At 71.1% G+C, this 23,988-nt stretch carries 24 protein-coding genes and 1 pseudogene; 10 read left to right on the forward strand and 15 right to left on the reverse strand.

The window, feature by feature from the left end; genetic code table 11:
* The first annotated feature begins 8 nt into the window (after positions 1-8).
* Positions 9-1,655 (forward strand): gamma-glutamyltransferase family protein, encoded by a 1,647-nt coding sequence (locus tag AAD496_RS00670; protein ID WP_349826696.1) that lies wholly within the window; start codon positions 9-11, stop codon positions 1,653-1,655.
* Between the two features lie 60 nt (positions 1,656-1,715).
* Here the strand turns inward: AAD496_RS00670 and AAD496_RS00675 are convergent, their stop codons facing one another.
* On the reverse strand, positions 1,716-2,966 hold the full coding sequence (locus tag AAD496_RS00675; RefSeq protein ID WP_349826697.1) for a pyridoxal phosphate-dependent aminotransferase: 1,251 nt from the start codon (positions 2,964-2,966) through the stop codon (positions 1,716-1,718).
* Between the two features lie 232 nt (positions 2,967-3,198).
* On the opposite strand from AAD496_RS00675, the gene AAD496_RS00680 reads away from it, so the two are divergent.
* A complete protein-coding gene (locus AAD496_RS00680) occupies positions 3,199-3,861 on the forward strand; it encodes a trimeric intracellular cation channel family protein (RefSeq protein WP_349826698.1) in 663 nt (220 codons plus the stop codon).
* A 267-nt stretch (positions 3,862-4,128) separates the two neighbouring features.
* Here the strand turns inward: AAD496_RS00680 and AAD496_RS00685 are convergent.
* Both AAD496_RS00685 and AAD496_RS00690 read right to left on the reverse strand, forming a co-directional pair.
* A pseudogene (locus AAD496_RS00685) lies at positions 4,129-4,383 on the reverse strand (DUF4303 domain-containing protein); the annotation flags it as partial.
* Positions 4,384-4,566: 183 nt separating this feature from the next.
* Complete coding sequence (locus tag AAD496_RS00690; RefSeq protein ID WP_349826699.1) at positions 4,567-5,946, reverse strand: aspartate aminotransferase family protein; 1,380 nt, start codon at positions 5,944-5,946, stop codon at positions 4,567-4,569.
* 53 nt (positions 5,947-5,999) lie between these two features.
* On the opposite strand from AAD496_RS00690, the gene AAD496_RS00695 reads away from it, so the two are divergent.
* A complete protein-coding gene (locus AAD496_RS00695) occupies positions 6,000-7,226 on the forward strand; it encodes a phosphotransferase (RefSeq protein WP_349826700.1) in 1,227 nt (408 codons plus the stop codon).
* A complete protein-coding gene (locus AAD496_RS00700) occupies positions 7,223-7,837 on the forward strand; it encodes a DUF421 domain-containing protein (RefSeq protein ID WP_349826701.1) in 615 nt (204 codons plus the stop codon). Before AAD496_RS00695 ends, AAD496_RS00700 begins: the two co-directional genes overlap by 4 nt.
* 32 nt (positions 7,838-7,869) lie before the next feature.
* Here the strand turns inward: AAD496_RS00700 and AAD496_RS00705 are convergent, their stop codons facing one another.
* Positions 7,870-8,253, reverse strand: coding sequence for a QcrA and Rieske domain-containing protein (locus AAD496_RS00705; RefSeq protein WP_349826702.1), 384 nt, complete (start codon positions 8,251-8,253; stop codon positions 7,870-7,872).
* Between the two features lie 174 nt (positions 8,254-8,427).
* Here AAD496_RS00705 and AAD496_RS00710 point away from each other — a divergent pair, with 174 nt between their 5' ends.
* Complete coding sequence (locus tag AAD496_RS00710; RefSeq protein WP_349826703.1) at positions 8,428-9,126, forward strand: pyroglutamyl-peptidase I; 699 nt, start codon at positions 8,428-8,430, stop codon at positions 9,124-9,126.
* A gap of 8 nt (positions 9,127-9,134) precedes the next feature.
* On the opposite strand, the gene AAD496_RS00715 is transcribed toward AAD496_RS00710, so the two are convergent.
* Genes AAD496_RS00715 through AAD496_RS00725 form a run of 3 tightly spaced genes read right to left on the reverse strand, consistent with a single transcriptional unit; the run spans position 9,135 to position 11,246 of the window.
* Positions 9,135-9,536, reverse strand: coding sequence for a hypothetical protein (locus AAD496_RS00715; RefSeq protein WP_349826704.1), 402 nt, complete (start codon positions 9,534-9,536; stop codon positions 9,135-9,137).
* Complete coding sequence (locus AAD496_RS00720) at positions 9,536-10,648, reverse strand: serine hydrolase domain-containing protein (protein WP_349826705.1); 1,113 nt, start codon at positions 10,646-10,648, stop codon at positions 9,536-9,538. Before AAD496_RS00720 ends, AAD496_RS00715 begins: the two co-directional genes overlap by 1 nt.
* Before the next feature lie 4 nt (positions 10,649-10,652).
* Positions 10,653-11,246, reverse strand: coding sequence for a helix-turn-helix domain-containing protein (locus AAD496_RS00725; protein ID WP_349826706.1), 594 nt, complete (start codon positions 11,244-11,246; stop codon positions 10,653-10,655).
* A gap of 92 nt (positions 11,247-11,338) precedes the next feature.
* Here AAD496_RS00725 and AAD496_RS00730 point away from each other — a divergent pair, with 92 nt between their 5' ends.
* Both AAD496_RS00730 and otsB read left to right on the forward strand, forming a co-directional pair.
* Positions 11,339-11,998: a hypothetical protein gene (locus AAD496_RS00730; protein WP_349826707.1), complete on the forward strand. Its 660-nt coding sequence runs from the start codon at positions 11,339-11,341 to the stop codon at positions 11,996-11,998.
* 40 nt (positions 11,999-12,038) lie between these two features.
* The gene (otsB, locus tag AAD496_RS00735) at positions 12,039-14,753 is read left to right on the forward strand and encodes a trehalose-phosphatase (RefSeq protein WP_349826708.1); all 2,715 of its coding nucleotides are present in this window, start codon (positions 12,039-12,041) and stop codon (positions 14,751-14,753) included.
* A 116-nt stretch (positions 14,754-14,869) separates the two neighbouring features.
* Here otsB and AAD496_RS00740 read toward each other — a convergent pair whose 3' ends face one another.
* The gene (locus AAD496_RS00740) at positions 14,870-15,172 is read right to left on the reverse strand and encodes a hypothetical protein (RefSeq protein ID WP_349826709.1); all 303 of its coding nucleotides are present in this window, start codon (positions 15,170-15,172) and stop codon (positions 14,870-14,872) included.
* Between the two features lie 85 nt (positions 15,173-15,257).
* Here AAD496_RS00740 and AAD496_RS00745 point away from each other — a divergent pair, with 85 nt between their 5' ends.
* Genes AAD496_RS00745 through AAD496_RS00755 form a run of 3 tightly spaced genes read left to right on the forward strand, consistent with a single transcriptional unit; the run spans position 15,258 to position 18,237 of the window.
* Positions 15,258-15,875 carry a hypothetical protein gene (locus tag AAD496_RS00745; RefSeq protein ID WP_349826710.1) on the forward strand — a complete coding sequence of 206 codons (618 nt, stop codon included), beginning with the start codon at positions 15,258-15,260 and terminating at the stop codon, positions 15,873-15,875.
* Between the two features lie 3 nt (positions 15,876-15,878).
* Positions 15,879-16,925: a response regulator transcription factor gene (locus AAD496_RS00750; protein ID WP_349826711.1), complete on the forward strand. Its 1,047-nt coding sequence runs from the start codon at positions 15,879-15,881 to the stop codon at positions 16,923-16,925.
* Between the two features lies 1 nt (position 16,926).
* Positions 16,927-18,237 carry a sensor histidine kinase gene (locus tag AAD496_RS00755; protein WP_349826712.1) on the forward strand — a complete coding sequence of 437 codons (1,311 nt, stop codon included), beginning with the start codon at positions 16,927-16,929 and terminating at the stop codon, positions 18,235-18,237.
* A gap of 97 nt (positions 18,238-18,334) precedes the next feature.
* On the opposite strand, the gene AAD496_RS00760 is transcribed toward AAD496_RS00755, so the two are convergent.
* The 7 genes from AAD496_RS00760 to AAD496_RS00790 form a co-directional block, all read right to left on the reverse strand.
* Positions 18,335-20,629, reverse strand: coding sequence for a heavy metal translocating P-type ATPase (locus AAD496_RS00760; RefSeq protein ID WP_349826713.1), 2,295 nt, complete (start codon positions 20,627-20,629; stop codon positions 18,335-18,337).
* 5 nt (positions 20,630-20,634) lie between these two features.
* Positions 20,635-20,853 (reverse strand): heavy-metal-associated domain-containing protein, encoded by a 219-nt coding sequence (locus tag AAD496_RS00765; RefSeq protein WP_349826714.1) that lies wholly within the window; start codon positions 20,851-20,853, stop codon positions 20,635-20,637.
* A 5-nt stretch (positions 20,854-20,858) separates the two neighbouring features.
* Positions 20,859-21,194 (reverse strand): metal-sensitive transcriptional regulator, encoded by a 336-nt coding sequence (locus AAD496_RS00770; protein ID WP_349826715.1) that lies wholly within the window; start codon positions 21,192-21,194, stop codon positions 20,859-20,861.
* Positions 21,195-21,350: 156 nt separating this feature from the next.
* Positions 21,351-21,821, reverse strand: a complete 471-nt coding sequence (locus AAD496_RS00775) for a hypothetical protein (protein WP_349826716.1) — start codon at positions 21,819-21,821, stop codon at positions 21,351-21,353.
* A gap of 45 nt (positions 21,822-21,866) precedes the next feature.
* A complete protein-coding gene (purB, locus tag AAD496_RS00780) occupies positions 21,867-23,285 on the reverse strand; it encodes an adenylosuccinate lyase (protein ID WP_349826717.1) in 1,419 nt (472 codons plus the stop codon).
* Positions 23,286-23,316: 31 nt separating this feature from the next.
* Positions 23,317-23,706 carry a TetR-like C-terminal domain-containing protein gene (locus AAD496_RS00785; RefSeq protein WP_349826718.1) on the reverse strand — a complete coding sequence of 130 codons (390 nt, stop codon included), beginning with the start codon at positions 23,704-23,706 and terminating at the stop codon, positions 23,317-23,319.
* Between the two features lie 45 nt (positions 23,707-23,751).
* Positions 23,752-23,943 (reverse strand): hypothetical protein, encoded by a 192-nt coding sequence (locus tag AAD496_RS00790; RefSeq protein ID WP_349826719.1) that lies wholly within the window; start codon positions 23,941-23,943, stop codon positions 23,752-23,754.
* Between the last annotated feature and the right edge of the window lie 45 nt (positions 23,944-23,988).

The following is a 23,988-nucleotide window of genomic DNA, read 5'->3' on the forward strand; positions in this document are numbered from 1 at the left end:
TTGTGCCCATGCACGCACCCACTCCCCGGAATCCCCCGTACCGTGCCATGATCGTCACCCCGCAGCCGGAGGCCACCGATGCCGGCGCCGAGGTGCTCCACGTCGGTGGCAACGCCGTCGACGCGGCGGTGGCCGCCGCTCTCGTCCAGGGTGTCGTCGACCCGCTCATGTGCGGACTCGGCGGCATGGCCGTCATCCAGATCGCCAGGCCCGACGGGCGCCGCCACGTCATCGACGGTCTGGGCTCCGTCCCCCTGAACTCGACCGACGACCAGTGGGAGTCCATCCACCTGGGACAGAGCGAGGACGGGTTCAACCACTACGTCGAGGGCATGATCAACGAGACCGGTCCGACCGCCGTCACGACCCCCGGTGCACTGCGCGCCTGGCAGCGTGCACACGAGGCGTACGGGTCACTGCCATGGGCGGACCTGTTCGAGGCGGCGACCAGGACCGCCCGGGCGTGGATGTGGCGGCCGCACAACGCGACGATGGCGTACCCCACCCCGCCCGGCTCCCTCCGGATGGGCATCGGCGACAAGCTCGGCGTCTGTGCCGACGGTCGGCGGATCTATCTCGACGCGGCCGGCAACCGTCCCGCCGTCGGGCAGGTGATCGAGAACCCGGAGCTCGCCGAGACCCTCGCCCACCTGGCCGCCCACGGCGCCGAGGACTTCTACACCGGTGAGCTCGCGGGTGTCCTCGGCACCGCGGTCCGGGACGCCGGCGGGATCATGGACGCGGCGGACCTCGCGGCCTACGAACTGCTCGAACCCGCCCCGATCACCGGCTCCTATCGCGGACTGGAGGTCTCCGTCCCGCCTCCGAACGCCGGGGGAGTCCAGACGATGGAGACCCTGGCCCTCATGGACCGGTTCGACGTCGCAGGGCTCGACCACAACTCCCCGGAGCACGTGCGGATCCTCGTCGAGGCGCAGAAGCACGCGCTCCACGACAAGGAGCGGCTGTGGTCCACCCCGGACGCGGACCGTGCGGCCTTCGAGGCCCTGCTGGAGCCCGCCCGCCTCGACGCGATCGCCGCGCGGATCCGGGACGGGGAACGCTTCGATCTCGAAGGTTCCCGTGCCGGTCTGGACCTGAGCTTCGAGTCGAAGGACACGACACATCTCAACGTCATGGACGACTCCGGGTTCACGGTCTCGATGAGTCACACCCTGGGGACGCCGTCCGGGTTCATCGCTCCGGGGACCGGGTTCATGCTCAACGGCGCGATGCAGCCCTTCGACCCGCGGCCGGGTCGGACCAATTCGATCGTCCCGGGAGCCCGCCGGAACACGACGATGACGCCGACGATCGTGTTCCACGCGGGTGAACCGGTCGTCTCGATCGGCGCACCGGGCGCCGCCTGGATCACCCCGGCGATCGCACAGGGTCTGTCGAACGTCCTCGACTTCGGGATGACCGCGCAGGAGGCGGTCATGGCGCCGCGCGTCGTGGCGACGAACAACACGATCGACGTGTCGAACGCGGTGCCGGGCCGCACCCGCCGCGCCCTGACGGACCTCGGCTACACCGTCCGGCCCTCACCACTCACCTATGCCTTCGCCGGCGTCCACGCGATCACCCGCTTCGACGGGACCTTCGCCGGGGGCGCCGACCCCCAACGTGACGGCTACGCCGCCGGGGTCCGCTGACGAGGCGCCGAGGCGCCCTGTCGTCAGCGGTGGGGTGCCGGGGGTGGGGCGGCGTTGGGGTCAGCCGTGGATGATGACCTGCTTCTCGTTGCGTGGCGCCTTCTGCTCGTAGCCGGAGAGGAACACGCCCAGGCGGTCGAGGCTCTCGTCGAGCACCTCGACGCTCGGCAGGGTGACGAGGCGGAAGTGGTCGGGGTGGACCCAGTTGAAGGCCGTGCCGTGGGAGACGAGGATCTTCTGCTCGCGCAACAGGTCGAGGGCGAAGAGTTCGTCGTCGACGATGCCGAACCTCTCGACGTCGAGCTTGGGGAACAGGTAGAGCGCGCCCTCGGCCTTCTCGCAGGTGACGCCGGGGATCTCGTTGAGCTTGCGGTGTGACAGGTCCATCTGCGCGCCCAGACGACCCTCCGGGAGGATGAGGTCGTCGATCGACTGGTACCCGCCGAGTGCGGCTTGGATGGCGTGCTGGGCGGGGACGTTGGCGCACATCCGCATGTTGGCCAGCAGTTTGATGCCCTCGATGTAGCTCGACGCCTCGATCGTCGGGCCGGTGATCGCCAACCAGCCCGAGCGGTAGCCGGCGATCCGGTAGGCCTTCGACAGTCCGGAGAAGGTGAGGCACAGGACGTCCTCGCCGGTGACGGTCGCCATGTTCGTCATCTCGGTGCCGTGGTAGGTGATCTTCTCGTAGATCTCGTCGGCGAAAATGATGAGTCCGTGCTCGGCGGCCAGCTCCTTGATCGCCGCGAGCTGGGCAGGGGTGTAGACGGCTCCGGTCGGGTTGTTCGGGTTGATGACGACGATGCCGCGGGTGGACGGGGTGATCTTCGCCCGGATGTCGTCGAGGTCCGGGGCCCAGCCGTCGGCCTCGTCACACATGTAGTGGACGGGGCTGCCGCCGGCCAGCGCGACCGAGGCGGTCCACAGCGGGTAGTCGGGGCTGGGGACCAGGATCTCGTCGCCGGGATTGCACAGGGCCTGGAGCGCGAGCGTGATGAGCTCGGAGACGCCGTTGCCCAGGTAGACGTCGTCGGCGTCGAGGTTCATGATGCCCTGCGTCTCGTAGTACTGGACGACGGCGCGGCGGGCCGACGGGATGCCCCGGGAGTCCGAGTAGCCCTGGGCCTCCGGCAGGTGCTTGATCATGTCGACGAGGATCGAGTCGGGTGCCTCGAATCCGAAGGGTGCCGGGTTGCCGATGTTGAGCTTGAGGATCCGGTGGCCCTCCGCCTCCATGCGCTCCGCCGCCTCGAGCACCGGTCCCCGGATGTCGTAGAGGACGTTCGTGAGCTTGGACGACTGCGAGTACATGTGAGGGCGGACCTTTCCGGTGCGGGGGAAGACGCAGGTGTGGGGTGGTGGTGCGGGGTCGGGGTGCGGGGCCGACCGGTACCACGGTAGTCCCCGGGTCGTGTCGGATCCCACACCACAAAGGTCCGTTCCGTGTCCCTTCCGCTCCGTCGGGCGCGTCGGTGGGGTCCGGAGAGGGTGCGGGTAAAGGTCCGGTCGGGGCGCCTCGGCGGCGATTCCGTAGGCTGGGGGTATGGAGATCCCGGGGAGCAGCCCACTGGCCGACATGGTCATCCTCGTCCTCGACCTGTTCGGCGTGTTCGTGTTCGCGCTGTCGGGCAACATCCTGGCGATCCGCAAGGGTTACGACCTCACGGGGTCCGTGCTCCTCGGGTTCCTGGCGGGCCTGGGCGGCGGCATGGTGCGCGACGTCCTCACAGGCCGGGTGCCCGTCTCGCTCGTGAATCCGATCTACATGGCCGTGCCGGTGCTCGCGGCGATCGCCGTGTACTTCATCGGCACGCGGGTCGCCCAGGTGCGGCGTACGCTCGTCACCTGCGACGCGATCGGCCTCGCGCTGTTCTGCATGACCGGCACCGTCATCGCCCTCGAGGCGGACCTGCCGGTGCCGGCGGCCCTCCTCATGGGGGTCCTCACCGCGGCCGGCGGCGGGATCCTGCGGGACGTCGTCGCGAACGAGGCGCCCAGCGTCTTCAACGCCGCCGACCTCTACCTCGTGCCGGCCCTCACCGGTGCCGGGCTCACGGCGCTCGCCGTCCGACTCGATCTGTGGAACATCTGGTCGGCCCTCGTCATCGGTGTGTTCGTCGTCGGCTTCCGGCTGTTGTCCCTGCGCCTGCGGTGGCGGGTGCCCTCCCCGGTCCGCAGCTGGACGCTGCGCCGGCCCCGGAGGTGAGATCCGCGACTCTGCGAGGGATATGTCGTTCCGCAGGACATGAGTCTCGTAGTCCTGCACGATGACGAGACAAGAGCCCAGTCGAACGACATCAACCTCGTAGTCCCGCCGGATCAATCGTCCGATTCGGCCTCGAGCCACGCGGCGTGGACGGCGGCAGCGTCGTCGGTGTTGATCCGGGCCGTCCACCACGCGGTCGCTTATCGCGTCCAACTCGGCGGAGACGGCGGCGAAGGCGTCCGCACCCCCGGCCGTGACGTGGTCGACCGTGTTCAGGTCCCACTCGCCGGGCGTCCACCGGTAGTACTCGGCGTTCTCCGGGTCCTCCTCCGTGAGGCTCTCGAGGTTCGCGCGGGTGTGCGCGGCCGCGATCACGGACACCGCGTCGGCGTCGGTGTACACGCCGATATTGACGATGTCCTCACTGGTCCGATCACCGGTCAGATCGAGGATCGCGGCGTGGATCACCGGCTTCATCGTCTCGACCAATTGCTCGGCCCACGCGTCCAGATCCAGCACCATGTCGCGAACAGGACAGGGGAGGACCGACCACAGGGTGGATCGGGCAGCTCACGCACACGCCCGTGCCGCGTCCGGTTCGTCCGCCGTCAGCGGCGTCCCGCTCCCGAGGCGCCCCACGAGCGCCGAGACCATCGCCCGGTACTGCCGGTCCCGGTTGGCACCGCCGGTGCACCGGCGCCAGAACTACCGCTGACCCGGATACACCTCCGCCAGCGTGACCGCGAGCGCCTCCTGGAAGCGGGTGTTCTCCGCGCTCCCGAACACGAGCGGGGGCCGGATCTTCAGGACGTTCGCCTCTGCTCCCGAGGCCGACACCAGCACTCGCCTCTCCCGCAGTCCCCGCACGATCGCCGAGGCGCCCGCCGCGTCGGGCACACCCGTACCCTCACCGTCCTCGACGCGGCCGGTCCCCACGACCTCGACACCGACGAACAACCCTGCGTGCCGGACCTGCGCCAGGGCCGGATACCGCCCGGCGAGCTCCCGGATCCCGCCGGCCAGTGCATCACCGCTGCGGGCGGCGTGCGCGGCCAGGCCGTCGTCCTGCACCGTCTCGAGGACTGCGCGGGCCGCGGCGATCGTCACCGGGTTGCCCCCGAAGGTGTTGAAGTAGCGGACACTGCGGCCGAACTCGTCGCCGACCTCCGGGCTCGTCACCACCGCGGAGATCGGCATCCCGTTGCCCATCGGTTTGCCGAGCGCCACGATGTCCGGCACGAACGGCGTGCGCGTACCGGCAGCCTCCCCGTGCCGCTCGAACCCCCACATCCGCCCGGTCCGCCCGAAGCCCGGCTGCACCTCGTCGGCGATCCACAGGCCCCCGAGCTCCCGGGTCACGTCCGCCGCCTCGGCGAGCATGCCGACCGGTCCCGGCTGCACCCCGTCCGAGGACAGGATCGAGTCGACGACGACCGCCGCCAACCCCGCCCCGGACGCCTCCAACCCGGCTGCCGCCTCCCGGATCCGCCCGGCGAACTCCGCGGCGGCCGTCGCCGGGTCGTCCCGGAAGGCATGGGGTGCGGCGACGGTGACGACGTCCGGCCCCAGCACGGCGTTCGGCCCGAGCGAGGGCGACATCCCCGCCGTGAGATCGGTGGTCCCGTGGTAGGCGTTCGACGTGACGACCACACCCCGCCGACCGGTCGCGAACCGCGCGGTACGGACCGCCAGGTCGACCGCCTCGGACCCGGTGCAGGCATAGGTGATCCGTGACAGGGGGGCCGGGAAGGTGGCGAGCAGCCGTTCGGAGTAGTCGACGACCGCCTCGGTGAGGTACCGGGTGTGCGTGTTGAGCAGCCCCACCTGCGCACTCACGTATTCCGTCACCCGCGGGTGCGAGTGCCCGATACCCGGCACGTTGTTGTACATGTCGAGGAAGTCCCGCCCGGCCGCGTCGTACAGCAGGCACCCGGAGGCCCGCACGACGTCGACGGGCCGGTCGTAGAACAGGCGGTAACTGGTCGACATCACCCCCGAGCGCCGCTCCAGCAGCGCGCTCGCGTCGGCATCCAGCTCGGGGGAGGACTCGGGGTCGAAACCATTGGCCATGTGCACCGGCGTCATGCCCGCAGGCTACCCGCTGCCCACCGGGCGCCCCCGGGTCATAGAGTTGCGACATGACACGTCGACTGCACACCCTCACCGACGAGGAGATCCGGGCGATCTGCCGGGACGCCTTCGGCACCGAGGTGACCGTCGGCGGCTTCCTGGCCGGCGAGGTCGCCGTCAACGTCCGCGTCACCGACGCCGCGGGCCGCGCCCTCGTGCTCAAGGCGGAGTACCCCTCGCCCGCGGTCTCGCCCGCCCACTACGACTGGGTCTGCGGCGTCCAGGAGCGCGCCCGCTCCACCGGCCTGCCCGTCGCCGACCAGATCCCCGCCACGACGCCCACCGGGGACACCGGTTTCCTCGCCCTCGTCCCCATCGGGTCCACCCCGGCCCCCGAACTCCCCGCCGGCGAGGCGCCTTCTCTTTCCGACACCACCTCCCCTTCCGGAACCCCGACCGCCATGTGCCGCCTCCAGGGCTTCCTCCCGGGCTCGGTGGTCCGGGACCGGGAGGTCGACGGCGGGCACGAGGCGCTGTTCGGACGGGTGGCCGCCCGGACGGTGTCCGCACTCGCCGACCACCCGTCCGAACCGGAACCCGTCCTCCACCCCTGGGCCTTCGAGCCGACGGGCGCGAACGTCCTCTTTGCCTGCGACCGGATCGCCTCCCTGGAGGCGGCCGGGGCGGTGCCGGCGGAGTTCGGGGCGCGCACCTCGGCGGACCTGGCGCTCGCCCGCCGGATCGCCGAGCGGTTCCAGGCCGAGGTCCGCCCCCGCCTGGCCGACCTTCCGCACCAGGTGGTCCATCAGGACCTCAACGACTTCAACCTTCTCGTCGCCGACGGGCGACTCAGCGGGATCATCGACTTCGGTGACGCCCGGTGGGCACCGCGGGTCGCGGAACTCGGGGTCGCGGCGGCCTACGCGACGCTCGGTACCGATTCCCCGGTCGGCGGTCTGCTCAGCGCGATCGGCGCCTACCGGACGGAAGCGCTGGGAGGACGAGGAGTGCAGGGAGGTCGGGGCGCCTCGGCGGCGGCTCTCACCGTCGACGAGTACGCGCTCGTGCCACTGGCGGCCCTCACCCGCCTGTGCCTCAACGCCTGCCAGTGGACGGCGCGGACGCTCACCACCCCGGCCGACGACCCCCGGCACGCCTACGGGCGGGCGCGGATGGAACGGTCCTGGCCGGTGATCCGGGACCTCGCGGGGCCCGTCCTCGACGGCACCGTCGAGGCGCGGGTGCGGGAGCTGGTCACCGCACACGTGCCCACCGGAGGTGGGCGGGACTCGTGACCTGGGCGGAATACCTGGACCTCGCAGGAGAGGTCCTCGGGATCGAGCTGTGGCGGATCCCGCTCGTCGTCGTCTCCGCGGTCGGGATCTACTTCGCGTTCCTGCTGCTCGTGCGCCTGTTCGGGTCCCGGATCCTCACCGGGCTCGCCGGCTTCGACATCGTCATGGTCATCATGTTCGGTGCCGTCGCCGGGCGTGTGGTCATCGGCCACCCGCCTTCGCTTGCCGCCGGTGTCATCGGGCTCGCGACGCTCATGGCGACCGCCGCGCTCTTCGCCCTCCTGCGCCGTAACGTCGACACCGTGCGGATCATCGACTCCCCACCGACGGTCGTGCTGGCCCACGGCGAGATCCTCGAGGAGTACGTGTGGCCCACCCATGTGACCCGCGAGGACATCGTCGTCGCCCTGCGCAGCGCCGGGTGTGCCTCCTTCGACCAGGCGCAGTGCGTGGTGCTGGAGTCCAACGGCACGCTGTCCGTCATCCGGGCGGGGACCCGGATCGAACCGGCACTCCTGTGGGACGTCCGCGGCGCCGAGGAGGTGCTCGAGAGCGGGCCCGAGGCGGCGGACCGGGACGGGTCCGCGGAGGACAGGTCCAGGGAGGACTGAGGGCGCCTCGGGGGCGACCCCGGGGGGCGGTCTCAGGACGCGGGCGTGACCGTGAGGGTCCCCTCGGACTCCTCGACGGTGGCCGCCGGGAGGGCGGACTCCGCGGCGCCGGCGATGACGCTGCCGTCCGTCGTCGAGAACTGGCTGCCGTGGCAGGGACAGACGATCTGCGTCTCGGTCACCTGATTCACCAGACATCCCTGGTGGGTGCAGACCGCGGAGAAGGCGTGGAACTCGCCCTCGGTCGGCTGGGTGACGACGACCTCCTCGACGATCACGCCGGACCCGACGGGGACGTCGGCGACGGGGACGGTGATGCCCGCCGCGGCCGCACCCCCGGTGCCGCCGCCTTCAGCCGTGGATCCGTCCTCGCGGTGGGCCTCGTCCGAGGCGCACGCCGCCAGCAGACCGGTCACGGCCGCCGTCCCCCCGAGAGCTCCGGCCGTCCGGAAGGTCGAGCGCCGGGTGAGGGGCGTGGACGCGGTGGGTGCGGACGACGTGGTCGTGGGTGGCGTGGCGCGGGTGCAGGAGGCTTCGCAATCACACATGGATCCATCATCGCCCATGGACGCTGATCTAGCATGCAGCCCATGCGCATCCTCCTCAGTTCCTTCGAACCCTTCGGTGGGGATCCCGAGAACGCCTCCGCCGAATCCGTCCGTCTCCTGCTCGACCGGGCCCCGTCCCTGGTGGGCGAGGTGTCCGCTGCGGCCGGACGCGCGCTCGCCGCCGGGGACCTGGAACTCGTGGGGGTCACCCTGCCGGTGTCGCTCGACGCATGGTCCGTGCTGCAGTCGGCCGTCGCGGCCCACGACCCGGACCTCGTCCTCGCGGTCGGCGAGGCGGGCGCCCGGGTGGCGATCACCCCGGAAGTTCGTGGGGTGAACGAGGACGATTTCCGGATCCCCGACAACGCCGGGAACCAGCCGCGCGGGACGGCGATCGAGGACGGTGGCCCGGCCGAACGGCACTCCGACCTCGACGTCGACGGACTGGTCGCGGCGATCCGGGAGGCGGGGCTGCCGGCCGCATCCTCGGCGGACGCGGGACGGTTCCTCTGCAACCACCTCGCCTATCGGGTGCCCTCGCTGCCGGTGCCCGGCGGGTTCGTCCACGTCCCCGCGGTGCGCTCCCGGGGAGTGGCGGGCGTGGGAGCGGAGACGGATCCGGGTGAGGGCGTCTCGGGAACGGGCGGGCCGAGTACGGACCTCACCTTCGAGGACCTGGCCCTGGCGCTCGCCGCCTGTGTCGCCCACCTGTACACGCGGGCGGCGGAGCCCACGGGCTGATCCGGGCGTCATTCCACGACGGTCACGAGCCCGAAGGCCGCCAGCGCGACGAGGACGAAGACGAGCTCGGACACGCCTCCCCGGACCTCCGCACGCCGTCGACCCGCGGTGAACCAGGGAAGTCGGGGTGCCATGCCGACGAACGCCCAGGTGGACCACACGAGCAGGGCCGCGGCGAGGAACCAGACGAGGAGTCCCCACACCGGGAGGGCGAACACGGCGAGGACGAAGAGGAAGCAGGAGAGGCCGGAGAGCAGGGCGATCCCTCCGGACACCCGCGAGACGGGGTGGGCCGGAGCCTCTGCACCACCCACACCGAGATACCGTCGCATCGCCAGCATCCGACGGAAGGTGGGCAGGGTCCCGGCCACGAGGACGAAGATCCCGACGAGCGCACGGAACAGTTCCATCACGATCCCTCACCTGCCCCCACCGACCCGGGCGCGAGCAACTCCAACCCTGCGTCCACCGAATCCTGGGTGTTCGCCAGTACGGCGACGACAGCACCGTCCGGCGTGAATCCGAGGATCGACGAGAAACCACCGGTCCCACCGTTGTGCCAGGTGACCGCCCCGATGCCGGGCATCTCCTGCGTGATCCAGGCCCATCCGATCCTGGACTCGGCGTCGAGGTCGGCCCGCGGCCGTGCGGAGTCGGCTCCCGGGGCGGAACCGTCCTGCACCGCGCGGCCGAGCGTCGCGAGATCCTGCACGCTCGACCGGACCGCACCGGCCGGCGCCTGCGCGTCGAGGGTCCAGGCCGCCGTCGGCAGCCCGTTCGCCCCACGTCCCCGGACATCGCCCTCGCGCACCCCGGACGCATCCGGCGGAACGTAGGTGTCCTGCAGGCCGAGCGGCTCCACGATCCGCTCGGCCACGAGCGTCGGATAGTCGGTCCCCGTCACCTCGACGAGGGCCTGGCCGAGCAGCGCGAAGCCGAAGTTCGAGTAGGTCGGTTCCCGTGCGGTGTCCGGCGTCGTCCGCGCGGCCACGGCGAGCAGTTGCTCCCGGTCGAGCACGTAGGGATCGAGCCGGACGAGGTTGCGAGTGAACGACTCGATCTCCTGGGCCACCGTCCCCCGCGCCAGGCGGGGCAGGCCCGAGGAGTGGGTGGCCAGTTGCTCGAGCGTCACCGCCGCCGACTCCCCCGCTCGCTGTCCGAACACGTCCCCGAGCGTCGTGTCCGCGGTGATCTCACCACGCTCGATCGCGTCCGCGAACAGCATCCCGGTGAAGGCCTTGGAGACGGACCCGACCTCGAACACGGAGCGGGCGTCCGCGCCGAAACCGGCGGAGCGGAGCCCGCCGGCCGGGGAGCCTCCCGGCGGCAGGTACGCGACGGCCAGTCGGTCGCGCCCTTCTGTGCCGAGCGCCTCCCGGGCGGCCACCGCGAGTGCGGGATCCCCGGACGAGTGGTCCCGCAGCGACCGCGGCCAGGGTGCGAGGGCGATGAGTGCCAAGGCGAGCGCCCCGGCGACGAGACCGGAGGAAACGGTGTTCAGTGGGCGTCGGCGGGGGACCATGACCTCACTCCTGGGTGACGAGGACGAGTGTGAGCAGTGGGATGACCCGGTGTTCCGGGACCTCCCAGCGCCCGCGCCGCGGCGAGTGCAGCCACCCGGCGGACGCGAGTGCATTGATGTGGTGGTAGATCTGGCCGGTGGATCCGTACTCGCCGCTCTCGGCGAGTTCCGCGACCGTCGAGACCCCGGCGTAGACCGCTTGGAGGACCGACAGCCGCACCGGGCTCGCGAGTGCCGCGAGCGAGGCGGCCGAGGCCGCGAAGTCCTTCTGCTCGAGGTGGTCGGCCGGCCGGGCGTACTGCCACTCGAGACGGCGCTCGGGCGGCCGGTCGGGCCCGCCGAGCACGCCGGCGTAGAGGACCCCGCCGCCTGCCTCCTGGAGTCCCGGCAGGGCCTTGAGCCCCTCGACGGCGAAGAACGGGGACTCCGCTCCCGAGGCGCCCTGCCCGCCGGTGCCCGTCGTGGCCCCGGTCTCCGCTTCCACCTTCCGGTCTGCAGCGCCGGCATCCGACTGCTCCCGGAGGAGGTCGGCCAGGTCGGCAACGGTGGATTCGAGCCGCGCCACGCGGCGCTCGAGGTCGGTCTTCTTCTTGCCCATATTCCGAAAGTACAGGAATTACGTAATTATGTGAATAGCGGATCGTGCAGACTCTGAACGGTGCGGTCGGAGGCCGGTTCTACACTGTCCGGGTGAGCAGCCAGAGCGATGACGACCGGGACCTCCCCGGCAAGACGGACCTGCACGACGACGACCTGCCGGGCGACACGGCCGGTGCCGAGGGCTCCCGGCGCCTGGGCACGTGGATGTTCGTCCGGGGTGTGTGGGGTGCGGCCTTCGGGCTGGCGACCGTCTTCTGGCCGCGCGTCGAACTCACCGGGATGACGGATCTGTCCGTCACCGTCGGCACCGCGGACATGCTCCTGCTCGCCTACCTGCTCGGCTCCGCCGTGCTCCTCGTGCTCCAGGGGCTGTCCCTGCGGAAGGTCCCGACGGACGACGCCTCCGGCGCGGGCCTGCTCACCACCGCGGTGTGGGGCCAGGCGGTCGTGACGCTTCCGGGGATCGTGTTCCTGTTCCTCGCGGACGTCCCCGGCGAGCTCCGGGCGGCGATCGCCGTGTGGGCCTTCCTCCACGGCCTCGTGGAGCTGTGGGTGTGGGCACAGCAGAAGGGCCGGCGCATGCGTTCGGACTTCCTCATCACCGGAGTGCTCCACGCGGCACTCGGTGTCATCATCTTCGTCTCCACCTCGATGGGGGCGCTCACGGTGCTCGGATCCACGGGTGCCGTGGTGACGATCGGCGCGGTTCTGTATATGTTGGGCGGGTACTCGCGCAGGTCACGCCGCTGACCGGCACCCGCCCCACTCTCACACCCCTTCGGGAGGGCCCATGTCGGTACCCGTCACACCAGAGTCCCATTTCGGTCCCGCCGTGGAGTCCTGGGACCCCGCGGCCCCCACGGCCGGTCCCCTCGGCGACCTCGCGGTGGCGATGCGGACCCTCGACGGGGACCTCTTCGACGCCCTCGTCGCCCTGGCCCGCTCGCCCCGGCTCCTCGTCGCCACCGACTACGACGGCACGATCGCCCCGATCGTCGCCAAGCCCACCCAGGCCTACCCGCTGCCGATCTCCCTGGTGAGCATGCGGGCCCTGTCGGCTCTGCCGGACACGGACGTCGCCGTGATCTCCGGTCGGTCCCTGCGCGACCTCGCCGCGATGTCCCGCCTGCCGCGTGAGGTCACCCTCGTCGGGTCACACGGCAGTGAGACGGACATCGACGCGGTGTCCGCACTCGACGCCGACCAGCAGGCCGCTCTCACCCGGATCCGTCGCATCGCGCTCGAACTCGCCGCCGACCACCCGGAGGTCTTCGTCGAGTCCAAGCCCACCGGCGTGGCCGTCCACCTGCGTGGACTCGACCAGGCGACGCGGATGGCCGCCGAGAAGGCGATCGCCCGGATCGGCCTGGAGGAGCCCGAGGCGCACGTGGTCCGGGGCAAGGAGGTCGCCGACATCACGGTCGTCGTCTCCTCGAAGGGCGACGCGCTCGACGCCCTGCGCGCCGACACCGGGGCCACCGCGGTCCTGTACATCGGTGACGACACCTCCGACGAACTGGCGCTCGCCACCCTGGGCGAGGGTGACGTGGGTGTGAAGGTCGTGAGCGCCGCCGTCCTCGCGAAGGCCGCCGCCGACGGGCTCGGCACGGTCGACACACGGGCCGAGCACCTGGTACCGGACCCCCGGACGGTGGCCCTCGTCCTCACGAGTGTCTTCGAGATGCGGCGCTCCTGGCTGTTCGGGCGGTCCGCCGTGCCGATCGAGCGGCACTCTCTGCTCGCGAACGGACAGTCGACGGCCCTCGTCGACCCGAACGGCCGCATCTGCTGGATGCCACACCCGTTGCCGCACTCGGCCTCGATGTTCTCCGAGGTCCTCGGTTCGGAGGCCGCCGGGTACTTCTCCGTCGCGCCGGCCGGCGACGCCCAGCGGATCACCCAGGCCTACGTCCCGCACACCACCCTCGTCGAGACCCGGTGGCCGGGCCTCACGGTCCGCGACTACCTGGCGCCGGTACCGGAGGACAGCCAGGACACCGTCCTCGTCCGCGTCCTGCGCGGCGACGCCGAGGCGGAGGTCCGGTTCGCCCCGCGGCCGGACTTCGGCGCTTATCCCACGCGCCTGGAGAAGGTGTCGGAGGGTGTGCGTGTCACCGGCACCGCGGAGCCGATCGTGCTCCACACCGAGGGCATCGACTGGGAGATCGTGCGCGAGCACGGTTCCGACACGGCCGTCGCCCACATCCGCCCCTCCGACTTCCCGCACGGCGAGGTCGTCCTCGTCCTCGAGTGCGGCGGGTCCTTCGAGGACACCGACGTGCTGCTGGGCGGCGGCGAACCGGAGGAACAGCGCAAGGCCGCCGGCTACTGGCGGAACTGGGTCGAGACCCTCGACCTGCCGACCTACCGGCAGGAAGAGGTCGTCCGCTCCGCCATCACCCTGCGCTCCCTGTGCCACGTGCCGACCGGTGGTGTGCTCGCCGCCGCGACCACCTCGCTGCCCGAGGGGATCGGTGGCGTGCGCAACTGGGACTACCGGTACACGTGGCTGCGCGACGGGTCCATGACCGTCCGGGAACTGCTGGCCCTCGGGTCGACGGCCGAGGCGGAGGGCTTCCTCGTGTGGCTCGCCGGGATCCTCGACGAGGCGGCCGGACCCGAACAGCTCCATCCGCTCTACGCGGTCGACGGGTCGGCGCTCACCACGGAGGCCGTGCTCGAACACCTGCCCGGCTACGCCGGTTCCCGCCCCGTCCGCGTGGGTAACGCCGCCGAGCACCAGGTGCAGCTCGACGTGTTCGGGCCGGTCACGGAGCTCCTGCACGACCTCGCGACGACCGTCGGTACGCTCTCCGACGCCAACTGGGACCTCACCTGCCAGATGGTCACCGCCGTCGAACGCCGGTGGCAGGAACCGGACCACGGCATCTGGGAGGCCCGCCGGGACCCCAAGCACAACGTCTACACGAAGGTCATGTGCTGGGTGACGGTCGACCGGGCGATCCGCCTGGCCGAGCACTTCGAGCGGGACATGCCCGGTGCCTGGCGGCAGCTGCGGGAGGAGATCGCCGAGGACGTCACCTCACGCGGGTGGAACGAGGAGGTCGGCGCCTACACCGTCGCCTACGGCGAGGACGACCTCGACTCCGCCTGCCTGTTCATCGGACTCTCGGGTCTCCTGGCCCCGGACGACCCGCGGTTCGTCGCGACGGTCGACGCGATCGAGCGTGACCTGCGCGTCGGCCCGACCGTGTGGCGCTACCACTACGAGGACGGCCTGCCGGGCCTCGAGGGTGGATTCCACATCTGCACGACCTGGCTCATCGAGGCGTTCATCCTCGTCGGCCGACACGCCGACGCCCAGGACCTGTTCACCCGCCTCGACGACCTCATGGGTCCCACCGGCCTCTTCCCCGAGGAGTACGACCCCTCGACGGAGACCCACCTGGGAAACCACCCGCAGGCCTACTCCCACCTCGGGTACATCCGCTGTGCCCGCCAGCTCGACGAGCTGCAGAACCGCGGTCGGATCTACGCGATCTGACCCACCTACCGGCGGTTCGATGGTGCCGTGCCTGCAAGGCGGAGGAGCGAAGGAGTACGTGGGTTTGGTACTTCGAGCGCGCCTTCGCCGCAGGGACGGTGCCAGCGGGCCGCCGGTCAGTCGAGGACGGGGAACTGCTGGTCTCGCTGCTTCTCGGTGGACTTCCGGGTCACGAGGTGCAGGAGGGCGGAGATCCCGCTGACGGAGACGAAGGCGACGGCGGCGTAGATCGCCACGTACCCGAGCAGACGCGGGTCGAGCCAGGCCTTCGTGACGAGCAGGGTGATGACGAAGACCACGCCTGCTGCGACGGCCCCGAAGACCAGGGCGTCCTGGAACCCGACCGGCCGGTCGGCGGGCGCGCCGGTACCGGTGGAGCGGGGCGAGGAGGGATCGGAGGTGTTCCGCGGATGCAGCATCCCACCATGGTACGGGCCGGGCCTGAACACCGGATCGGAACGGCGGAGATGTGCGTCCGAGGGCACGTGGCAGACTGGGACCACGATGAGACCTCCGCGCCACCACCGCCGTGGGCCCGTGCCATGCGGGTCCGCGCGCACCCTCCTGCGCCCGGCCCTCCTGGCCCCGGTGCTGGTCACGGTGCTCGCGACGGCAGGCTGCGGACCGGACGACTCCCTGCGGGTCGAGTCGACGGGTGTACCGGAGCCGGTCCCGGCGGCGGTGAGTGCGACCTTCGACGAGTCCTGGTGGGAACCCTTCGACGGGGCCGCGATCACCGAGGAGATCCTCGAGGGCGACTCCGGAGGGCAGGACCGCCCGATCCAGCAGGTGCGACGGGTGCTCCAGGACTGTGAGGAGTGCATGGAGGCGCAGAGTCCCCTGTTCGTCGACGACCAGAAGTTCCAGCTCGTCCACGTGAAGGCGGAACCGGGTGCCGAACGGTTCTTCGCGGGCCTCGTCGTCGGTGACGCCGGCCGGGCCCCCGAGATAGAACTCACCGTCACGGGGCACGATCTGCGACTCACGCCGGGCCGGGACGGTAATCTCGTCAAGGAGGAACAGGTGTTCACGGAGGACGACGACCAGCGCGGGGCCGTCACCCTCTACGACTACCGCGACGGTTCGTTCCGGGCCGGACAGCGGCTCATTTCCGGAGGTTGATGCATGCACATCGTGTTGGTGGAGGACGACGAGGTCATCCGGGAGACCACACAGCTGTCGCTCGAACGCTTCGGCTACACGGTCACCGGATTCGAGGACGGCCGTGACGGCTACGAGTTCGTCGCGGCGAACGGGGCGGACATCGTGCTGCTCGACCTCATGCTGCCCACGATGAATGGCGCCTCGATCACCCGCGCGATCCGCGAACGGTCCTCCGTGCCCATCGTCGTGATCTCCGCACGTAGCGAGCCGATCGACATCGTCCAGGCACTGGAGGCCGGCGCGGACGACTACCTGACCAAGCCCTTCGACATGCAGGTGCTCAACGCCCGGATCCGCGCCGTCGTCCGCCGGTTCATCACCGCCGGCAACGCACAGATGGGGTTCTCCCCGGACGAGATGGGCATGACGAGCGGTGGGCCCGCACCCACGGACCGCACGACCACCTCGCCCGCGGCCGCCGCACAGGCCTCCGGCGTGGGCCCCGGCGGGCAGATCGGTGCCGACGGGATCCCCGAGGTCCTGGGCCCCTCGCCGGGCATGTCCGATCCCGCCACCTGGGAACGGCCCCTCTCCGGCGCCGAGGACGAGGACGAGGATCTCATGGGAGTCCCGCAGTCCGGTGCGTCGAACGGGTCGTCCGCCGGCGCCTCGTCGGAGACCCGCACCCCCGCGACCGGGGGACGGGGCAACGCGGGTCGGGCGGCGACCGCACGCGGCGCGGAACCGACCGGGGACTCCGCCGGGCGGGAACAGTTGGGCCCCTACCGCACCCAGCTCGGCTCGCTCGTGCTCGACACCGGGCGCCTGACCGTCATGGTCGACGGTAAGGAGGTCCATCTGACCCCCACCGAGCTGCGTGTCCTCCTGCTGCTCACCGAGGAGCCCGGACACGTGTACTCCCGCGAGAAGATCGCCTACACGGTGTGGGGCTACGAGTGGGCCGGTGACTCCCGCGTGGTCGACGTCCACATCCAGCGCCTGCGTAAGAAGATCGGCGCCGGCATGATCGAGACGGTCCGCGGGTTCGGTTATCGGTTCGCGGGCTGACATGACGACACGGGAGGATCCCGGGACGCGCTCCCGCCCTCGACGTGGCATCAGCCTGTCGCTGCGGTGGAAGATCGCCCTGCTCATCGTCGTGTCCGTGCTCGTCGCGGTCCTGGCCTGTGGCGTCCTCGTCCGGCAGTCGGTGGGCCTCCAGGAGGACGACCGCGTGCGTGAGATCGCCGTCGGTGACCTGCAGAACGCGGAGAAGGTGCTCCTGTCCACCGGCGTAGTCTCGCTCAACGCGACCGTGAACGACCAGGAGCTCCCCTCCGACGTCCGGGAGTCCGCGCTCTCGGGGCGGACCGTGACCAAGCGCGGCGAGGTCGTGAACGAGGACGGGACGACCGTCGAGGTCGTGTGGGCCGCCTCGCCGGTGCGCCTGGGCACGAGCGAGGACCTCTCCGTCCTGTCGATCCGCTCCCCGACGGAGAGTTCGACGGACCTGTTGCGCAGCATCGACACCGCGATCCTGTGGTCGATGGTCGGTGCGGCCGTCGTCATCGGCGGGATCGCGATCATGATCTCCGGGCAGCTGTCCCGGCGTCTCACCCTCGGCGCCCAGGCCGCGCGGCGGATCGCCGGCGGTGACACCTCGGTCCGGATCTCCGACGTCATCGAGGCCGGCGACGACGAGGTGCAGGCGCTCGCCGAGGCGGTCGACTCCGCCGTGCAGCGCCTGCGGGAACGCCTCGACTCCGAGCAGCGGTTCACCTCCGACCTCGCGCACGAGATGCGCACCCCGCTCACCGGTCTGGTGAACGCCGCGAACCTGCTGGAGGAGGACTCCCGGCCGGCGGAACTCGTCCGGGACCGGGTGGGCCGTCTGCAGGTGCTCGTCGAGGACCTCCTGGAGGTCTCCCGCCTCGACGCCAACCGGTCGCAGCCCTCGATGGGGCCGATGAACGTCGACAACTGCCTGCGCAGCCTCCACGCGACCCTGCAGGCCTCCGGCGCGCTCGCCGGTCGGCAGGTCGTCACCGAGCTGCACGCCGGCGACACCGTCATCGACACCGACCAGCGCCGGTTCGAACGGATCGTGTCGAACCTCGTCATCAACTCGATCAAGCACGGCGCGGACCCCGTGACCGTGCGGTCGAGCCCACAGGGGGTCGTCGTCTCGGATGCGGGGGAGGGGTATCCCTCGGACATCCTGGCCCACGGTCCGTCCCGGTTCGTGAGCAGTGGGGGCGGCGGCATGGGCCTGGGCCTCGTGATCGCCCAGGGTCAGGCGAACCTGCTGGGCATCGACATCACTTTCGCCAACGGCCCCGCCGGCGGCGCGGAGACGACGCTCACCTTCCCCACGCGTTGAGGAACCGGCGGCGCCCCCGGCTGCTGAAGCAGAGAAGGCACATGTCGTCGGATCCCGGGCGGAGATCCGACGACATGTGGCTTCTCGCCAGAGGTCTTCAGCGGAACCGCAGCAGCCGGAGGCTGTTGAGCACCACGAAGACCGAACTGAACGCCATCGCCGCACCCGCGATCATCGGGTCGAGCAACCCGAAGGCCGCGATCGGCAGCGCGAGCGTGTTGTAGAGGAACGCCCAGAAGAGGTTCCCCCGGATCGTGCCGAGCGTGCGCCGTGACAGCCGGACCGCCTGTGCGACCTGGCGCGGGTCGTCACGCACGAGTGTGATGTCCGAGGCGGCGATCGCCGCGTCCGTCCCACCACCCATCGCCACGCCGAGGTCCGCACGGGCCAGGGCCGCGGAGTCGTTGACCCCGTCGCCCACCATCGCGACGACCCGACCGCGCTCCTGGAGGTCGGCCACGACCGCCTCCTTGTCCGCGGGTCGGACGTCCGCGTGGACCTCCTCGATGCCGAGTTCGGCGGCCACCGCCCGGGCGACGGCCGCGTTGTCCCCGGTGAGCAGGACGGGGTGGAGTCCCAGCGCGCGGATGTCGTCCACCGCTGCCGAGGCGCCCTCCCGCACGATGTCCGCGATCTGGATGATGCCGCGCAGTTCCCCGTCGACGGCCGCGGCCACGAGCGTGAACGCCTCCTGCGCCTCCTGTGCTTTCTCGGACGGGGTCTGCAGGCTCCCGTCCGGGATCCCGATCCCGCGTTCGCGCAGCAGGTCGGGGCGACCGACGAGCACCCGGTGTCCGTCGACCTCTCCCTCGACCCCGCCGCCGGGGACGTTCGCGAAGGCCGTGACGGTGCGATCCTCGACAGCGCCACTTTCGACACCGCCACCCTCGACCGTACCCGCATGGTCGACGACCGCGCGGGCGAGCGGGTGCTCGCTGCGGGACTCGACGGCGGCCACGAGCGCGAGCGTGGCGGCGTCGAGATCGGTGCCGACCACCCGGGGACGTCCCTCGGTGAGGGTTCCCGTCTTGTCCATGACGACGGTGTCGACGCTCCGCGAGTTCTCCATCGCCTGTGCCCCGGAGACGAGGATCCCCAGCTGGGACCCCCGTCCGGAGGACACCGCGAGCGCCGTGGGCGTGGCGAGCCCGAGCGCGCACGGGCAGGCGATGACGAGCACCGTGAGCGCCGCGTGGCCGCCCGCCACCCAGTCGCCGGTGAACAGGCCCCAGGCGAGCAGGGTGACGACCGCGAGCACGAGCACCGCGGGCACGAAGACCGCGCTGATCCGGTCGGCCAGGCGCTGGGCACGCGGTTTCGAGGCCTGTGCCCGGTTCACCAGATCGGCCATCATCGCGAGTGTCGTGTCCGCCCCGACCCGGGTGGCCCGGACCGTGAGCGCACCGGTCGTGTTGAGCGTGCCGCCGATCACCTCGGCGCCGGGGGACACGTCCTCCGGCACGGGTTCACCGGTGAGCATCGACCGGTCGACGGCCGACTCCCCGTCGACGACCACGCCGTCGACGGGGACGGTGCTGCCGGGGCGGACGAGGAGCAGGTCACCGACGTGCAGGTCGGCGACGGGCACCTCTTCGGCGGCCGAGGCGGACGGGGTGACCGCGGCTCCGTCCGCCGAGGGCAGGCGCAGTGCGGTCGGGGCACCCAGGTCGAGCAGGGCCCGCAGCGCCCGGGTGGCCCCGGACTTCGCGCGTTCCTCGACGAGGCGGCCGACGAGCAGGAACACCGTGACGGCCACGCCCGCCTCGAACCACACGTGGGTCCCCGCCGGCAGGTGGAGGACGTTCCCCGCGGCCGCGGCGGCGATCACCGTGACGAGCGAGTAGAGGCCCGCGACGGACACGCCCAGGCTCACGAGGGTGTCCATCGTCGTCGACCCACCCCGCAGGGCATGGACGGCGGCCCGGTGGAACGGCCAGGCGCCCCAGGTGACGACGGGCAGGGCGAGGGCCGCGACGACCCAGTGCCAGCCCGGGAAGTGCCAGGCCATCACCATCGAGATCACGACGGCGGGTACACCGAGCACGGCGGATCCGACGAGGCGGGGCCGCAGTCCGCGCGGGTCGTAGTCGACGACCTGCGGGCCGGGCGTGGTGCTCCCGGGTGCCGGTCGGACGCTCGCCCCGTAGCCGGTCCTCTCGACGGTCGCGACGAGGTCCTCGGGGGTCGTGTCCGGATCGCTCACCTGCACACGTGCGGAGTTGAGCGGCAGACTCACGGTCGCGCTCACCCCGGGCATGCGGGAGAGTTTCTTCTCGATCCGTGTCGAGCAGGCCGCGCAGGTCATCCCCGTGATGTCGAGGTCGATCTCGCGCAGACCCGCGGGAACGGAGTCCCCGTCGAGGACGGGGACGGAACCGTCGGTGGGTGCCACGGGGCTCACCCCTCGACGACCGCGTACCCCGCTTCGTCGACGGCGCCGGCCAGCGCGGCGGCGTCCAACGGGGCCTCGGAGGTGACGGTGACGGGCGAGTTCCCGCCGGCGTGCAGGTCGACGGCGACGTCCGTGACACCGGGGAGTGCGGAGATCTCCTCGGTGACGGCGGCGACGCAGTGGCCGCAGGTCATGCCGGAGACGGTGAGGTTCGTGGTGGACATGGGGATCAGCTCCTGATGAGTCGTGTGATGGCCTTCGTGGCCTCGTCGATCTTGGCGGCGGCGGCTTCCGGGGATTCGTTCGCGGCCGTGACGACACAGTGCTTCATGTGTTCGTCCAGCAGGGCGACGGCGACCGAGTGGAGCGCGGCCGAGGCTGCGGAGATCTGTGTGAGGACGTCGATGCAGTACGTGTCCTCGTCGATCATGCGGGCGACACCCCGGACCTGGCCCTCGATCCGCTTCATCCGTGCACGGTAGGCAGCCTTGTCGTGGGAGTACCCGTGGGGCGGCTGTGGCGTGGCGTCGGAGGGCGGCGTGTGGTCGGTGTGCGGTGTCTCCATGCCATGAACATACCCCTAGGGGGTATCCGAGGTCAACAGTGGATCCCGGGAAAGTCGCCCGGACGCCGTCGAGGCGCCCTGCACTTCCCATCGGAAGCTCAGGGCGCCTCGGGTGCGGCGACCGGGCACTCAGGATCCGTCTGCGTCGAGCACAGCTCAGCGGTGCGCGGCCAGCCACGCCTTGTGGCCCTCGACGAGGGCGGCGTGTGCGGGGCGGAAGTCGTAGCCGAGAAGGCGGACGACCGGGGGTTCCCACTCGGCGTACACCGGCCGGGCGGTGCCGTCGCGCAGGAGGACGAGCGCGGCCGTCCCCTTGGGCATGCCGGGGGCCGGCGGGTCGACGCGGACGACCTGGTCCCACCGGATGTGCCGTTCGGAGGTGAACGCGTACCCCCACCAGGTGAAACCTTCGGGCGTGATCTCCAGGCGGGTGCGACGCCGGGTCCACCGGTACAGCAATGCGAACCCGAAGAGAGGAAGGCAGGCGAGGCCGGTGAACAGCAACCACGGGTCGACGAGGATGCCCAGGAGCACCGCCGCGACGAGTAAGAGTCCGCCCAGCACGAAGAACATCACCATCAGGAAGGTGGTGATGCCTGCCAGGCTGCTCCGGATCGTGCGATGCATGGTCGGCTCAGTCGGTGGGGTGCCGGGGTCCGGGCGGCGTAGAGCTCAGCCGCGCCAGGCGGCGACCTCCTCGCGGGCCAGTGCCGCGGCGTGGCCGATGTAGGCGGCCGGGGTGAGGGCCGCCAGGCGCTCGGTCTCCGCCTCCGGCAGTCCGAGGCCGCGGACGAACTCCTGGAGCTCGGGCCGACCGACGGTGTGGCCGCGGGTGAGGTCCTTGAGCTTCTCGTAGGGGTTCTCCATGCCCGGCACGCCCTGCAGGTAGGCGGCACGCATGACGGACTGGATCGCCTCGGCGAGGACCTCCCAGTTGGTGTCGAGGTCGGCGGCCAGTGCCTCGGCGTTGATCGCCAGCTTCTCCAGTCCCTTGACCAGGTTGTTCATCGCGAGGACGGAGTGGCCGAAGGCCACACCGATGTTGCGCTGACTGGTGGAGTCCGTGAGGTCGCGCTGCAGCCGCGAGGTGACGAGCGTGGCGCCCAGGGTGTCGAGGAAGGAGCAGGAGAGCTCCAGGTTGGCCTCGGCGTTCTCGAACCGGATGGGGTTGACCTTGTGCGGCATCGTCGACGAGCCGGTCGCGCCCTCGACGGGGATCTGCTTGAAGTAGCCCATCGAGATGTAGGTCCACATGTCGGTGGCGAGGTTGTGCGCGATCCGGTTGAACCGGGCGATGTCCGCGTAGAGCTCCGCCTGCCAGTCGTGCGACTCGATCTGCGTGGTGAGCGGGTTGAACGTGAGGCCCAGCTTCTCGACGAAGGTGCGGGCGAGAGCCGGCCAGTCGGCGTCCGGCGCCGCGACGGTGTGCGCGGCGTAGGTGCCGGTCGCGCCGTTGATCTTGCCGAGGAACTCGGTGGCCGCGATCCGGCGGTACTGGCGGGCGAGCCGGTGGACGACGACGGCCAGCTCCTTGCCCATGGTGCTCGGCGTCGCCGGCTGGCCGTGGGTGTGGGAGAGCATGGGGGTGTCCGCCAGGTCCTCGGCCATCTGCGCCAGCGTGTCGATGAGGGTCTTCGCCCGCGGCAGCCACACCTGCTCGACGGCGCTCTTGATTCCCAGGGCGTAGGACAGGTTGTTGATGTCCTCGGAGGTGCAGCAGAAGTGCACGAGCTCGGAGAGGTCGTCGGCGCCGATCTGCGACAGCGAGTCCTTGATGACGTACTCGACGGCCTTGACGTCGTGGACGGTCACGGCCTCGAAGGTGGCCAGTTCCTGCACCGTCTCCAGGTCGAAACCGGTGACGAGGGCCCGCAGCTGGGTCTTCTCGTCCTCGAGGAGTTCCCGGGTGCCGGGGACGACCCCGTTCTCCGCGAGGTGGATGAACCATTCGACCTCGACGTGGATGCGGTCGCGGTTGAGCGCGGCCTCCGAGAGGTGGTCGACGAGCGGTGCGGTGTCCTTGCGGTACCGGCCGTCGAGCGGGCCGAGGGCGAGAGCGGGATCCAGGTCTGCGAGCGTCACGCGAGTCATGGCCTTCATTCTTCCATGACGGGAGTGACCGTCAGTCGCCGCGTTCGATCCCCCGCCACACGGTGTCGAAGGCGGCCCGGCACCGGGCCAGCGCATCGGGCCGGGTGGCCGAGACCCCGCGGACGACGTACTGGTAGTAGAAGACGCCGTTGAGCAGGTCGATCGTCGCCTCGACGTCGAGGTCGCGGCGCAACAGCCCCCGCTCGACCCCGGCGTGGAGGGCCGCGGCGAGCGATTCGCGGCGGCGGGTCACATGGGCGCTCCAGTAGGTGCGTTGGAGGGCCCGGTCGGCCATCACGAGGCGCAGACGTTCGCGCAGACGGGTCTCGGGGTAGGAGTCCAGCGAGGGGTGGAGGGTGTCGAACAGGGCGTGTTCGATGTTCGCCCGCAGGTCGCCGTCGAGGGGGATCTCCGGGTGCACCCGCCCGTGGTCGAGGGCCGCCGCGACGAGGTCGTCGATCCCACGTCACCGGCGGTAGAGCGTCGCCCGGCTGACCCCGGAGGCCCGGACCACCGCGTTGACCGTCACGTCCGCGCCGTCGTGCAGGAGCTCGAGGACGGCCTCGACCAGACGGTCGTCGAGCTCGTCACAGCGGGGGCGGCCCGGGCGACGGTGACCGGTGGAGGAGTCGGTGGCGGTCGGGGTGGGTACGGGCACGGGTGGGCCTCTCGGGGTCGGGGAACGTCGACGGGGGAGTCCAGC

This window comes from Brevibacterium litoralis, from assembly GCF_040212315.1.
Classification (GTDB): domain Bacteria; phylum Actinomycetota; class Actinomycetes; order Actinomycetales; family Brevibacteriaceae; genus Brevibacterium; species Brevibacterium litoralis.